General features: G+C 50.3%; 12 protein-coding genes. 6 read left to right on the top strand and 6 right to left on the bottom strand.

Translation table 11 applies throughout. From position 1 onward, the window contains the following. The first annotated feature begins 5 nt into the window (after positions 1–5). The 5 genes from Q320_RS20335 to Q320_RS0116350 all read left to right on the top strand — a co-directional run bounded on the left by Q320_RS20335 (position 6) and on the right by Q320_RS0116350 (position 4,379). Complete coding sequence (locus Q320_RS20335; RefSeq protein ID WP_308417140.1) at positions 6–566, top strand: chemotaxis protein CheW; 561 nt, start codon at positions 6–8, stop codon at positions 564–566. Beyond that, positions 563–1,420 carry a CheR family methyltransferase gene (locus Q320_RS0116370; RefSeq protein ID WP_245591035.1) on the top strand — a complete coding sequence of 286 codons (858 nt, stop codon included), beginning with the start codon at positions 563–565 and terminating at the stop codon, positions 1,418–1,420. Before Q320_RS20335 ends, Q320_RS0116370 begins: the two co-directional genes overlap by 4 nt. Then, the gene (locus Q320_RS21090; RefSeq protein ID WP_051534841.1) at positions 1,387–1,929 is read left to right on the top strand and encodes a chemotaxis protein CheD; all 543 of its coding nucleotides are present in this window, start codon (positions 1,387–1,389) and stop codon (positions 1,927–1,929) included. The genes Q320_RS0116370 and Q320_RS21090 overlap by 34 nt, the downstream gene beginning before the upstream one ends. Before the next feature lie 109 nt (positions 1,930–2,038). Next, positions 2,039–3,154 carry a protein-glutamate methylesterase/protein-glutamine glutaminase gene (locus Q320_RS0116355; RefSeq protein WP_027469889.1) on the top strand — a complete coding sequence of 372 codons (1,116 nt, stop codon included), beginning with the start codon at positions 2,039–2,041 and terminating at the stop codon, positions 3,152–3,154. After that, positions 3,144–4,379: an EAL domain-containing response regulator gene (locus Q320_RS0116350; protein ID WP_027469888.1), complete on the top strand. Its 1,236-nt coding sequence runs from the start codon at positions 3,144–3,146 to the stop codon at positions 4,377–4,379. The genes Q320_RS0116355 and Q320_RS0116350 overlap by 11 nt, the downstream gene beginning before the upstream one ends. 12 nt (positions 4,380–4,391) lie before the next feature. On the opposite strand, the gene hemF is transcribed toward Q320_RS0116350, so the two are convergent. The 5 genes from hemF to Q320_RS0116325 form a co-directional block, all read right to left on the bottom strand. Then, positions 4,392–5,315 (bottom strand): oxygen-dependent coproporphyrinogen oxidase, encoded by a 924-nt coding sequence (hemF, locus tag Q320_RS0116345; protein ID WP_027469887.1) that lies wholly within the window; start codon positions 5,313–5,315, stop codon positions 4,392–4,394. Between the two features lie 147 nt (positions 5,316–5,462). Next, complete coding sequence (locus tag Q320_RS21085) at positions 5,463–7,511, bottom strand: M60 family metallopeptidase (protein WP_051534840.1); 2,049 nt, start codon at positions 7,509–7,511, stop codon at positions 5,463–5,465. A 452-nt stretch (positions 7,512–7,963) separates the two neighbouring features. Further along, a complete protein-coding gene (gene panD / locus Q320_RS0116335) occupies positions 7,964–8,344 on the bottom strand; it encodes an aspartate 1-decarboxylase (protein ID WP_027469886.1) in 381 nt (126 codons plus the stop codon). A 119-nt stretch (positions 8,345–8,463) separates the two neighbouring features. Continuing rightward, positions 8,464–9,057, bottom strand: coding sequence for a hypothetical protein (locus tag Q320_RS0116330; RefSeq protein ID WP_027469885.1), 594 nt, complete (start codon positions 9,055–9,057; stop codon positions 8,464–8,466). Between the two features lie 179 nt (positions 9,058–9,236). Continuing rightward, positions 9,237–11,096 carry a ribonuclease catalytic domain-containing protein gene (locus tag Q320_RS0116325; protein ID WP_027469884.1) on the bottom strand — a complete coding sequence of 620 codons (1,860 nt, stop codon included), beginning with the start codon at positions 11,094–11,096 and terminating at the stop codon, positions 9,237–9,239. Positions 11,097–11,246: 150 nt separating this feature from the next. Between Q320_RS0116325 and Q320_RS0116320 the strand changes: the two genes are divergently transcribed. Continuing rightward, a complete protein-coding gene (locus Q320_RS0116320; RefSeq protein ID WP_027469883.1) occupies positions 11,247–11,675 on the top strand; it encodes a globin domain-containing protein in 429 nt (142 codons plus the stop codon). Positions 11,676–11,724: 49 nt separating this feature from the next. Here Q320_RS0116320 and prfA read toward each other — a convergent pair whose 3' ends face one another. After that, positions 11,725–12,801, bottom strand: a complete 1,077-nt coding sequence (gene prfA, locus Q320_RS0116315) for a peptide chain release factor 1 (protein WP_027469882.1) — start codon at positions 12,799–12,801, stop codon at positions 11,725–11,727. Between the last annotated feature and the right edge of the window lie 464 nt (positions 12,802–13,265).

Genomic DNA, 13,265 nt, shown 5'->3' with positions numbered 1-13,265 from the left:
GGCTTATGATGGGCAGTTTACTCACGCAAAGCACGACCCGCGCAGCCATTCGCGCCGAAGACCTGCCGCAAGGGCGGCAGTTTTTAACCCTCACTTTGGGTGGTGAAATTTTTGCCATTCCAATCGAAAATATTCGTGAAATTATCGAATTCTCTGGCCTGACCGAAATTCCGCTGATGCCCAATTTTTTACGTGGCGTTATTAATTTGCGCGGTGCGGTCGTGCCAGTCATTGACTTGGCTGCACGCTTTGGCCGCGCCAATACCGAAATTTCGCGCCGCACTTGCATCGTCATTTTAGAAGTCACCCAAGATGAGACCGTTTTAGCACTGGGCATCATGGTTGATGCGGTCAATGAAGTACTCACAATTGAGCCTAGCCAAATTGAACCTGCACCGAATTTCGGCGCACAAATTCGCGCTGATTTTATTGATGGCATGATTAGCTTGGGCGAGCGCTTTGTCATTGCTTTAGACATTCAACGCGTCTTGGCAGTCGATGAAATGTCCGCGCTAATTGGTCTATCTGGCAGCTCGCCCGAGCACGCTGTTGCTCTTGCGCCATGACCTTGAATGCCATGAAGCACAAGCCAGCCAGCATCTTGCCTCGCCCTTTAGAGGCGAGCGATGCCGAAATGGCCTTATTTCAAGGTTTTTTTCAGCAAGCGATTGGCCTGTATTTGAGTGCGAATAAAAAATCGCTACTCACTGGGCGACTCGCCGCGCGAATCAACGAGCTTGAGCTGCCCGATTTGCGCGCCTATCACCAGCTCATCACAACCCCTGGCGAAGAAGCCGAGCAACAAAGGGCGATTGATTTAATCACCACCAATGAAACCTATTTTTTTCGCGAGAGCGGCCATTTCACATTTTTAGCCCAAAAGATTTTACCCGCGCTGGCTCGCCACGCCGATGTGCGGATTTGGTCTGCCGCTAGTTCAACAGGCGAAGAGGCCTATTCGATTGCGATGCTGCTCGATCAGCATCGAAAAACAATGCCTTGGCATATTGAAGCATCGGATATCAGCAGCCGAGTTTTAAGCTATGCCAAACGCGGGCTTTACCCATTGCAACGGGGCGAAAAAATCCCCGACCACTATCTAAAACAGCACTGCCTGCGCGGTAGCGATGCCTATGAAGGACACTTTTTAGTACAGCAACAACTACGAGATCGGGTGCATTTTTCGCAAAAAAACCTGCTCGAATTACCACACAATTTAGGTCTATTTGACGTGATTTTTCTGCGGAATGTACTGATTTATTTTGATCCTCCGACCAAAGTTCAAGTCATACAAAACATCTGCCACCACCTTAAACCGGGCGCTTGGTTGTTTATTGGACACGCAGAATCTCTCAATGGTCTTGATGTTAATTTGAAACTCAAATCATGCGGCCCATCGATCTACCAAATCGGGACTTAAGCACCAAGCGCGTCGTCCTTAATTTAGGCGACCTGTATTTTGGTCAAGGCAATGAAGTCATTGAAACCTTATTGGGATCTTGTGTGGCGGTTACTTTTTGGCATCCGCAAACTCACGTGGGTGGTATGTGCCATTTTTTACTGCCTAGTCGTCGCAATGCAGTCCACCTCTCAAGCAGTGAGCCCAATACACGATATGGGGATGAGGCACTCAAAATGATGCTAAAACACATTAAGCATCTAGGTATGCCAGCTGAACATTATGTAATTCAAGTCTTTGGCGGTGGGCGTATTTTTTCCATCGAATCCACGCAGCAGCCAATAGGCTTTAGCAATACCGAATTTGCAGTGCGATTTTTAAACGAACATAAGCTATGTATTGCCCACAAAGACATTAACGGCAATGGCTACCGCTATATACGCCTCAATTTAAACAGTGGAACGATTGCAATTGAACAAGGTAAAACCCAGCTCAAGCGCGCAGACCTGCCAGCTCAAAGAGGCACGTGATGAGCATTAATGGCAATTTTTATGCAACAACACGGCCTAGCCCTAAAACAGCAAGCCAAGCGATGCCAATGCATTTCGCTTACATCACGCAGATCGCCAAGGTTCAATCATGACTATCAAAGTGCTCATTGTGGATGACTCATCGGTCGTACGGCAGGTGATGCAAGATCTACTCGCCAAATACAAAGACATCGAAGTGATCGGCACTGCACCCGATCCGATTTTCGCGATGGCAAAAATGAAAACGCAATGGCCGGATGTCATTTTGCTCGACATTGAAATGCCCAGAATGGACGGCATTACTTTTTTGAAACAAATTATGAGCACGCGCCCAACGCCAGTAGTGATTTGCTCGACGCTGACTGAGCGCGGCGCCGACATCACCATCGAGGCACTAGCCGCTGGTGCAATCAGTATCATTACCAAGCCCACGCTGGGTCTACGCGATTTTCTGCAAGACAGCTCAAATCAACTTATCTCTGCCATTCGTGAAGCGGGTATGGCCAGAGTAGGCTTGCCTCGCCCCAGCTTTAATAGCAACAACAGCAGCCAAAACAAAAATAATGGCAATAGCCTAACTAACGAGCGGATGAACGCCCCTAAGCTCACCGCCGATGCGATTATGGACGCCCCCGGCAGCGGTCAGCATTTGCCAACCACCGAAAAAATCATCGCACTAGGCACCTCCACCGGCGGTACCCAAGCGCTGGAAGTGGTGCTCACCGCGCTACCAGTCACGTGCCCAGGTATCGTCATCGTGCAGCACATGCCCGAAAAATTCACGCAAAGCTTTGCCAATCGCCTGAACTCGCTCTGCAAAATTGAAGTTTTCGAAGCTAAAAATAACGACCGAATTGTACGCGGACGCGCTTTAATTGCCCCCGGCGGCAAGCACATGCTGGTCAAACGCAGCGGCGCGCAATATCACGTCGAAGTCATCGACGGCCCACTCGTATCACGCCATCGTCCTTCGGTTGACGTGCTGTTTCGCTCAGTCGCCAAAAGCGCAGGTAAGAATGCCATCGGCGTCATCATGACCGGCATGGGCGACGACGGCGCACGTGGCCTCAAAGAAATGTACGACACGGGTGCCGTTACCTACGCACAAGATGAAGCGAGTTGCGTCGTCTTTGGCATGCCCAAAGAGGCCATCTCACTAGGCGGCGTGAATCACATTATTACGCTCGATAAAATTTCACAGGCTATCGATCAATATGGCCGATAAGTTACTTCATCAAATCGACTCCGTTCTTATTGTCGACGATAGCCCGATTCAGCGCAGCTTTGCCGCCGAGCTATGCCAAGAGTTGGGTATTGAACTGATTTATCAGGCCAATAATGGCGTCGAAGCACTCGCTTTGTTAGATTTATTAAAAATGAAGCCGACCATTATGATGATTGATCTCGAAATGCCAGCAATGGACGGCATCGAGCTGATTCAGCAGTTGCAGGAACTGAACTATCAAATCCCGTTGGTGATTGCCTCTAGCCGCGAAGAAAGCCTGATTAGTAGCGTCACCAGCATGACCGCAGCGCTAGGCCAAACCCTATTGGGTGGCTTAAAAAAACCGCTGCATTTAAACCAGTTGGTGCAGATTTTAAATCGCCTAGAGCAACCGAATCACGCGCGGCCAAAAGACAAGCTCTCGCCATTGGTCGAACAGCTCACCGAACAAGACCTACTGCTGGCCATTTCCAACCGCGAAGTCGTTCCTTATTTTCAACCCAAAGTCGACATTAACACCGGCATGCTCAAAGGCGTGGAAGCGCTGGCGCGCTGGATACACCCTGAGCTTGGCATTATTCCGCCCGATTTTTTTATCCCGATGGCCGAGCAATCCGATCAAATCATTCGCTTATTAACACTTGCGATTGCCGAACAATCGATTGCGCAATGCGCAATCTGGAACGAACGCAGCTTGCAAATTAGCTGCGCCATTAACCTCTCGCCCAGATTACTTAGCTCGCTGAGTTTCTTCCAAGAAATCGCCAAACTACCGCCACTGCATCATGTGCCCAACCAGCAAATTATTTGGGAAGTGACCGAAAGCTCGGTCGTGAATAACCTCGGAGCGGCACTCGGCACATTGGCGCGCTTGCGCTTAAAAGGCTTTGGTTTATCGATTGATGATTATGGAACGGGGTTTTCTTCGATGCAGCAACTGGCGCGGATTCCATTTACTGAGCTAAAAATCGATCAATCTTTTGTCAACGGCGCGCACGAAAGAAACAATCTGGCGATTATTTTGCAATCGGCAATTGAAATGGCCAATCGGCTCGGCATGTCGACCGTCGCCGAAGGCATTGAAACATTAGAAGATTGGCGGCTATTGCAGCGGTTTGGCTGCAATATCGGTCAGGGCTATTTTATTGGCCGACCGATGCCTGCAAAAGACTTATTCAATTGGCTAAAAACACATAACCAACGCTTAGCTGAAATTAAAAAATAATCCCTCGAGTCTTCAAACCGCCGAATTGACGCCAAGCCAATTCTTAATCGGCAAGAAGTCACTCAACAAAGCAGCCTCGGGGCTCCCTACCTCAGGCTGGTAATCGTAACGCCAATTCGCCACCGGCGGCATCGACATTAAGATCGATTCGGTACGGCCACCCGATTGCAAACCAAACAGCGTACCGCGATCCCATACCAAATTGAATTCGACGTAGCGGCCACGGCGATAGCCTTGCCAATCCTTTTCGCGCGCGCCGTATTCGCAATCACGGCGGCGCTCCACAATCGGTACGTAAGCGTTTAAAAATGAATCGCCCACCGATTGCAGCATCGCAAAGCTGCCCTCAAAACCCAGCTCAGCAAAATCATCAAAGAAAATTCCGCCTATGCCACGCGCTTCGTTGCGATGCTTTAAGAAGAAATAACGGTCGCACCAATCTTTAAAGCGCGGATACAAATCATCGCCAAATGGCGCGAGCGCATCAGCGCAGCTTTGGTGAAAGTGCTTCACGTCATCGTCGTGACCGTAGTAAGGCGTCAGGTCCATCCCACCACCAAACCAGTACACAGATTCAGCGTCACTATCTTCGGTTGCTTTGGCAATAAAAAACCGCACATTCATATGCACCGTAGGAATGTAGGGATTGCGCGGGTGCAGCACCAGCGATACGCCCATCGCTTCCCACGCGCGGCCAGCCAATTCGGGGCGGTGCGCGCTGGCCGACGGCGGCAAAGTCGCGCCCATCACATGCGAAAAATTCACACCGCCACGCTCAAACAATGCACCGCCTTCAATCAATCGACTAATCCCGCCACCGCCTTCTGGCCGCTCCCAGCTATCAGTACGAAAACATGCACCATCAAGGTTTTCCAAGGTGGCGACAATGTTTTGCTGCAAAGTCAGCAGATAATCTTTAACGGCGGTGATGTTCATCGTAATGATCCTCAAGAATTGCCCGCATCATACGCGCACCAAGAAAAGCGCTCCAGCCTGTGCAACAAGCTGGAGCGCAATTTTAGATACATCAATCAGGTATTTACACATAGCCATTTATATTAAATGGCTACATTCATATACCCATCAATACAATTTATACGCCACATTGCTATCGCGATTCAACCAGATTGGATCAGTCAGCGTTTTCAAAGCCATGCTGCTCAATTTCGTTTGCGTCGCGGCCGTCGCTGGAATGCCCCAAGCATTAAAGAATGGCGTTAGATCGTAGCCAGCAACACGGCTGGTTTCAACGATGAACATTTGCTTCTCGGCATCATCGCCACTTGGGCGCTGTGCTGCGGCGAGGTTGCGGTAGTTTGTCCCTAGCTTCGCGTAAAAGTCCGAGCCGAACGTCAAATCAAGCTGCCAGAACATCGTAGCGCGCACGAATAAATCACTTTGCGTCGCAAAATCACGCGTACCTTGTTTTAAATAAGCGAAGGTCTTCGTCCAAGTGCCTTCCACTTCATAGCGCGATGGCTGACCCAAAGCGCGCTGCACATAGGCGGAAGTCAAATTCACGGTGACTTCAGTTTGATCCGTCCACGTGAACGTGCTCATTTGATATTGATGACCCAGCTCATGCCACGGGCCCCAACCGCCCGTTTTCAGCGTTTTGCTATTGAGCACCGGGCTAATCGCACCATCTGCCGAAGCCGACGCCATCCGGTATTGCCATGAATACATCCAACCATCGTACGGTGGTAATTCAACATAATGGAAACGATGTGGCGTTGGGATATGTGGTGAGGCATTGCCCGCTTTTAAACCGTATTGCTCATTCGCTAGGCCGACAATCTGATCCCACAAGGTCATTAACACGACCGGATCATCGACGTGTTTTTTAACTTTTTCCATCGTCGCCGTCAGCATAATGCGATTGCCGACCAACTCGCCGTACGGTGCATCGCCATATGTGGCCAGCATTGCTTGCCAGTTTGCAGGCGTATGTTTACCCAGCACAAAGCGCGGCATTACACGGCCACCGGATAGAATCTCAACTTTCAGCTCGCCACCCGTTGGCGTGTTAAATGCAGCCACATACACCGCGCCTTTCACGTTCGACACAATCGTGTTGCTACCGACATTGAGTTTGATTTTCTGATCGCTGTCGTAATTCCACGTATTGTCATCAATGCTGTGCAGCCAAATTTCTGGCTGTTTATTTGGCGCAACACCGCTATACACATAGTTCACCACCAGCGTATCACCCGGCTGCACCCAGTAACCTGTTGACTGGAATGGCGAGTGGTTAAAGCTGCGCAATTGGGCAGCGCGCAAAGTGCCGATATCACCTGGTTGATCCAAAGTCAACGCGCGTGGCGGCACAATACTATTCGCCGCAGGAGTTGCTGTGGGTGCAAGCGTCGGCGCTGGTGTTGCCGTTGGTTTTTGCGTTGGCACAGCAGTCGGAACCGGAGTTGCCGTTGGTTTAACCGTTGGCGTAGCGGTCGGAACTGGCGTTGCCGTTGGTTTAACTGTTGGCGCAGCGGTCGGAACCGGCGTTGCCGTTGGCTTGAGCGTTGGCGCAGCAGTCGGAACTGGTGTCGCAGTTGGCTTAGTCGTTGGTGCTGCTGTTGGGGTACTGCTTGGTTTAATCGTCGGGGTCGGGGTCGGTTTGACTGTGATCGCTGGCGTTGCGGCAGCTGCGCAAGCACCTAAATCAATCCAAGGCAGGCCTACGCCGACGTTATTCGCTGGAATATTACCTTGCGTCCACCACTGGGCTTTGTAATTGCGGCCGTTAAAGCTCACGCTTTGGCCTGTTGTATACGCGGTGCTGCTATTCCATGCGGCGGCACTGCAATTGTTCGCAGTCGGTGCGCTGGTGATAATGGGTGCGGCAGTCGGTGCAAGCGTTGGCACGGCACTCGGTTTTACTGTGGCGGCACTCGTTGGGACTGGCGTATTCACAGTGCCGCTGACTAAACCCCACACGCCCCATTGCCCAGACAAGCTCGGACTATCATTTTTCGTCCACCATTTATTGCTATAGAGCTGGCCTTGATAGCTCACCACGGTGCCGGCGGTTTCATACGCCGTTGTGCTATTCCATTCGCTGACAGCAGCTTGAACGGGCGCAATTTGGCTGATCGCAGCGGCCAAAATACCGATGCGCAATATCTGTTTCATGGGTCTCTACTCCGATTATCGTTATTTTTTTGTGCTTATTTCAAATTCGGTTCAAGCCCGAATATGCCATCCGCAATTTACCAGTGCTTATTAGCAAGAGGTGATACAGCCGCTTAGCAGCCACTGAAACGCGGCTTTCTGTTGCAGATGAACTCAGGCGTAAGTGGCTTGCAAAGCAACGTAACAAGACCGCAATCTACGTTGCAGAAAACGCCCTAGTCCCTCAAGTAAATCCAATTTGTAAGCTTTAATGAGCGGGCGCTAATATTACAAATAAGCCATGACAAATCAATACCGTATATCCAAAGCTTAGAGAAAATACGGTGATCTGATTCACATACCGCGATGTGGCTCTTTTTTGGGCGTAAAAAAACCTCAAACTAGCTCGTTTGAGGTTTTTCATTGCGATCCACTAACCGCAGCTCAAGTGCTACGCTAGCGCCATCTTCAGCTTACAGCGCTTGCGTTGGGATCGCGTTTTTGCTGTGCGTCATTTGATTATTGCTATCGACATAAATCAATGACGGTTTGTGATCGACGAGTTCTGCGTCAGAGTAATCGGCAAAGGTCGCGATAATCAGCAAGTCGCCGACTTGTGCTTGGCGCGCTGCCGAGCCATTTACCGAAATAATGCCCGAGCCGCGTTGGCCTTTGATCGCATAAGTCGAGAAACGCGCGCCGTTATTGATATTCCAAATATCAATCGCTTCGTATTCACGGATATTGGCGGCTTCCAGCAGGTTTTCATCAATCGCACACGAGCCTTCGTAATGCAGCTCAGCATGGGTGGCCGTCACACGGTGCAGTTTGGATTTCAGCATATTGCGTTGCATAGATTTTCTCCCGCGCAGTCGGCTTAGTTAAAGTAAGTAAGCCAAGCTTAGAGCGCATTTCGTAATGGCGCGATTATAAATGGATTAATTTAATTGCCAATGCGTATTAGCGATAAATATCAAGCTTTGGCGCGATAAATCAAACAACCGTCGAGCAAAAACTCGCCCTCGCCCGCCTGCGCATTCGGTGCAATCCGATCAAACTCAAAGCGATTACCGTCGAGCAAGAGCCACGCTGGAATAACTTTATCTTGAAATCGGCCAATCGCTTCATCAGCACGCACAATGTTTTGCGCTTGCACTTGCTGGCGCGACGCGTTCGCACGCGCAATTTCTGCGGCGTCTTCGAGCGCATCGCGCACTTCTGGCAAATCAGCGGTTTGGTGGTTCAGTATCGCTTGCGGTGCGCTTTCACCTTTTTGCACTGGCAAAGCGCGTAAATACAAATTAAACAAAAAGCGCGGCAATACGACGCGTTTGACTTGTTTATCTGGATTAATCACACAAGCCACGCCAAAACTCTCGCCGCACTTTGGGCATTCTGCGGTTGCGGCAATCGCAATATGGTTTTCAACCAAGCGCGCCACGCCGTTCATTTGCTTGGCTTCCAGCATCGTGCCGCACTTTACGCATGGCTTAGAAAACTGTTTCACTTGATTGCCATTAGCAAATTTCAACGGTAAAAAATCACTGAGGCGGCGGTTAGGCTGCATCGTTATTCCTTCAAACAGGTTGCCACCATTTCAATACGAAAGGCGGAGTCCACGAAAGGCACGAAAAAATTCTGAATAGGCCAAATTTTTTACCTGATTAGCGATCCATCTCAGCAAGCCCACTTCTACGGAGAATGAATTACTTTCGTGCTTTTCGTGTCTTTCGTGGACATCGTTTTTTACATCCGCGCGAGGCGCATTTCGACCGTGAGATCGAGATAATCAATATTTAGACGCTGCAATGCCACCGTAGTTCCGGCTGGCAATTCTGGCAAGCCGCCAACGCGCATCACCAATGGCATGCCGTCAATCCGCACCAGATTTTCTTTAATCACTTGCGCGTTAAAGTCTTTCAGGTTTTCTTGTTCCATGAAACGCAAGCACCAGTAGCGTTCCATCTTATCTTGGAACTCGGCATACGCAGCATACGCGGCATCGAACGATGAAATCGCCGTAAACAATTCAGCGTCATTTTTCTGATAACGCGGTTTTTCATTGCGTAGCATAGCGACTAATTGCTGCTGATTGATGTAATCCACGGCGCGGCGTAGCGGCGAGCTGGACCACATATAGCATTCCACGCCCAGACCCGCATGCGCGGTAGCTTGCGTTGACAGACGAACGCGGCCGCCACCTTGCGAGCGATAAATACCGGCGATTTCAGCATCGCGTAGCTCTTTACCCCATTGGCTATTCACCAAAATCATCAGCTCGGCAACGAGTTTGTCCATCGGCGCACCGCGTTTACGCGGCACGATGCGGACTTTTTCAGTCTCAGCACCGTCGACCACGTCGCGGTCGATGTAGAAGTTGTAATCCATCCGCGTTTGCTGCGGTTGATCGGCCTTACCGCGACGCCCTTCGAGCGCGCCGGCGAAATGCCACAGGAAATTCAGCTCATCTTTCCACGCGTAATCGGGCACGTCTTGACCGGCGGTTTCTTCGTTGAAATACGGCTCAATATCGTGGTGACGCAAATTAGCCACCACCGGTACGCGCTCGATCACTGAGCGGTAGCTCAAAATATCAAAGCCCAGCGACACTTCCAAATACATCGACACTGCAGGGCGCGCCGCGCCTTCTTCCAGCGTAAACACATTCACCGCGTCATCCGGCAACATCGTGATTTTGTCGCCGGGGAAATATACCGTCGACAGGCGATCGAGTACCACTTGATCAAGCGCAGAGCCCGGCGCAATGCCAAGCACTGGCGCGGCGATATGGATGCCGACTTGCCAATTACCATTCTTCAATTTTTCTAAACTAAATGCATCATCGATTTCTGTCGTCGTTGCATCGTCAATCGAGAACGCTTTTACATTCGCAATCGGTAAATCTTCCGGCGCAGTAACCGGCTCAAACTCAGCAAAGCCACGCCCTTTCGGGAAATGCTCAACCAAAAAGCCATCCAGAAAATATTGCGCGATATTTGGAATCGCACCGACTTTATCCAGCAAACGCAAAGTCGAAGTTTGCGCTGCATCAGCCGCAGCGGCCAAAGCTTTGTATTCCAAACCGTTTTTATCTGGGCGATGTATTAGCTTGGCGAGCATAGGCACGAAGGCTTCTGGCAAGATACCTGCTTGCAGCTCAGCTTGCCATGCGGCCATTTGCTCGGCTTCGCGCTGCTTGCGCTCTTGTCCTGCTAACGCGGCTTTCAGGTTTTCTTCGGGCGCAGCTTTGTAATTACCACGACCTTTACGATAGAAGTACATCGGCGCAGCATGCAGCGCGATGGCGGCGGCGGCTTGCTGAACGAGGCTTGGATTTTTGCCGAAATACTCAGCCGCAATCGCGGCAAAGCTCAATTCTTCGCTACCGCAACATTCCCACAACAAGGTCACGTCGACTTCAGCGGCTTCGGCCTGCGCAGCTTTGAAAAAATCGTCCAAGCTGACTTTATCGAACTTCAGCAGAACGTTGGCGGCCTTGATTTTGCTGCGTTTGCCGCGCGTATCCTCAACTTGCAAACTCGCAGGCTGTTCGTCTTGGATCGTTGCAACTTTAAAGCTGCCATCTTCTTCGTAAAAAACGTTCATTATTTTGTGCCAAAGCCAAAACAGCCAATTATATCAAAGCCTTCGGCTGCTTTTATGGGTAAAGCCGGAATTAAATCCAGCGCGTTTAGAAAACTGGCCGTAAACCACAGGCCTAAACTAGAATAAGATCACCATCCCAAGGAAAGTCAGATGACCGAAGATCAAATCGAATTGGTACAGACCACGTGGAATAAAATCACGCCCTATAGCGAAAAATTTATCACCGATACCTATCGAACGCTGTTTGCGCTTGAGCCTGCGCTCAAACCGCTGTTTCATTTGCCACCCGAAGTCTTGGTCAGCAAAATGGCCTACACGCTCAATGCCGTGCTAACTAGCCTCAGAAATATCGATGAAATCCGCTTTATTTTGCTGCGATTGGGTGCTCACCATGTGGGCTACGGTGCGCAAATTCCACATTTTGCCCTACTCAAAACAGCGCTCACCCAAACACTACAACAGCATCTCGGTGACGATCTCACCGAGCAAGCGGCCGATGCTTGGTCTCAAGCATACGATCTCATTTCAACGATTTTAATCGAAGGAATGGAAAAACAACGCCAAACACTAAACAAGTAGGTATATCTTTCTAGATCTTATATTTCAATACCCAGAGAAAAATACCCCATTAATCACTCAATTGCGCCAACAACTCAGCCTGACGTTCACTCATCAAGGCTTGCGTTAATTCAAACAAATCACCATCCATGATGTAATCGAGTTTATACAAAGTCAGATTAATCCGGTGATCGGTCATGCGGCCTTGCGGGTAATTGTAGGTACGGATGCGCTCAGATCGGTCGCCTGAACCGATCAGCGATTTACGCTCGGCGGCTTCTTTGGCGTTGATGACTTGCATTTGCGCATCTTTAATCCGCGCCGACAACACCGCTAGCGCACGCGCTTTATTTTTGTGTTGCGATCTATCATCCTGACATTCAACAATAATCCCAGTCGGAATATGCACCACGCGCACTGCCGAATCGGTTTTATTAATATGCTGACCACCGGCACCGCTGGCGCGGAAAGTGTCGATGCGCAGATCGGCCGGATTGATATTCACTTCTTCCAGCTCATCAGCCTCGGCCATCACTGCGACGGTACACGCCGACGTATGAATCCGCCCCTGCGTTTCGGTCGCTGGTACGCGCTGCACGCGGTGCGCACCCGATTCAAATCTCAGTCGCGAATACGCACCCACGCCAACAATACGCGCGATCACTTCTTTGAAACCGCCCAGTTCTGATTCATTCATCGACATGATTTCGACTTGCCAGCGATTGCGCTCGGCAAAGCGGCTGTACATGCGGAACAAATCAGCAGCAAACAGCGCAGCCTCGTCGCCCCCCGTACCAGCGCGAATTTCGAGGAAAATATTGCGCTCGTCGTTCGGATCTTTCGGCAGTAGCGCCGTTTGCAAATCGCGATCCAGCTGCTCAAGGCGCACTTTGCCGTCTTTGATTTCTTCGGCCGCCAAATCCGCCATTTCAGGATCGGACAGCATTTGCTCTGCATCCGCCAAATCGGCATTGATGCGATTAAATTCGTGCCACAACTCAACCACGGGCGTGATTTCGCTGTATTCGCGGTTCAACTTGCGATACTGCTCCATATCGCGCGTGGCTTCCTCACTGGCGAGCAGCGCGCTAACTTCTTCTAAACGGTCGGCCAGTTGCGACAACTTGGCTTGAATCGATGGTTTCATGGTGTTTCCGTGAGGCGAGCGGCAAGCAAGATCAAAGCGATCTCACGCAACGCCAGCCAATGCTAATCATTGATGCTCGCGTGAGTGTGCCTGTATTAAGCACGAGCAAACAATATAATGGGTATATGAATATAGGCTTTTAAATACAAAGCCTACATTCATATACACACCATTAAAATAAAAACATCTATTTTCTTATCAGCATGGTCGCGCTCATGCCGCGCGGCACTTACTTTTCTTGAACGGCCAAGAAAAGTAAGCAAAAGAAGGCCGCCCTGTATCTGCGTCCGACTTCGTCGGATGCCCTCCCTGCGGACAATCGGCAAGGCGTCGGGTTTTAACAAAACAGAACCCGCCGAAACCCCCTTGCCGCTTGTTCCTCGCTCGGCTTGATACAAGGGATTTTAAGCCCCAGTCCAATCATCGCGGCATAGCATCCAATCTGAACAACTACCCTAAGCTCT

Origin of the sequence: Deefgea rivuli DSM 18356 (assembly GCF_000620145.1) — a bacterium.
GTDB classification, from domain to species: Bacteria; Pseudomonadota; Gammaproteobacteria; order Burkholderiales; family Chitinibacteraceae; genus Deefgea; species Deefgea rivuli.
The sequence above is the reverse complement of the archived record's forward strand: the minus strand, read 5'-3'. Positions and strand labels throughout refer to the sequence as shown.

Excerpts from the sequence above, each read along its gene's own strand:
- Q320_RS20335 (WP_308417140.1), top strand. The coding sequence starts at position 6 with ATGATGGGCAGTTTACTCACGCAAAGCACGACCCGCGCAGCCATTCGC.
- Q320_RS0116370 (WP_245591035.1), top strand. The coding sequence starts at position 563 with ATGACCTTGAATGCCATGAAGCACAAGCCAGCCAGCATCTTGCCTCGC.
- Q320_RS21090 (WP_051534841.1), top strand. The coding sequence starts at position 1,387 with ATGCGGCCCATCGATCTACCAAATCGGGACTTAAGCACCAAGCGCGTC.
- Q320_RS0116355 (WP_027469889.1), top strand. The coding sequence starts at position 2,039 with ATGACTATCAAAGTGCTCATTGTGGATGACTCATCGGTCGTACGGCAG.
- Q320_RS0116350 (WP_027469888.1), top strand. The coding sequence starts at position 3,144 with ATGGCCGATAAGTTACTTCATCAAATCGACTCCGTTCTTATTGTCGAC.
- hemF (WP_027469887.1), bottom strand. The coding sequence starts at position 5,315 with ATGAACATCACCGCCGTTAAAGATTATCTGCTGACTTTGCAGCAAAAC.
- Q320_RS21085 (WP_051534840.1), bottom strand. The coding sequence starts at position 7,511 with ATGAAACAGATATTGCGCATCGGTATTTTGGCCGCTGCGATCAGCCAA.
- panD (WP_027469886.1), bottom strand. The coding sequence starts at position 8,344 with ATGCAACGCAATATGCTGAAATCCAAACTGCACCGTGTGACGGCCACC.
- Q320_RS0116330 (WP_027469885.1), bottom strand. The coding sequence starts at position 9,057 with ATGCAGCCTAACCGCCGCCTCAGTGATTTTTTACCGTTGAAATTTGCT.
- Q320_RS0116325 (WP_027469884.1), bottom strand. The coding sequence starts at position 11,096 with ATGAACGTTTTTTACGAAGAAGATGGCAGCTTTAAAGTTGCAACGATC.
- Q320_RS0116320 (WP_027469883.1), top strand. The coding sequence starts at position 11,247 with ATGACCGAAGATCAAATCGAATTGGTACAGACCACGTGGAATAAAATC.
- prfA (WP_027469882.1), bottom strand. The coding sequence starts at position 12,801 with ATGAAACCATCGATTCAAGCCAAGTTGTCGCAACTGGCCGACCGTTTA.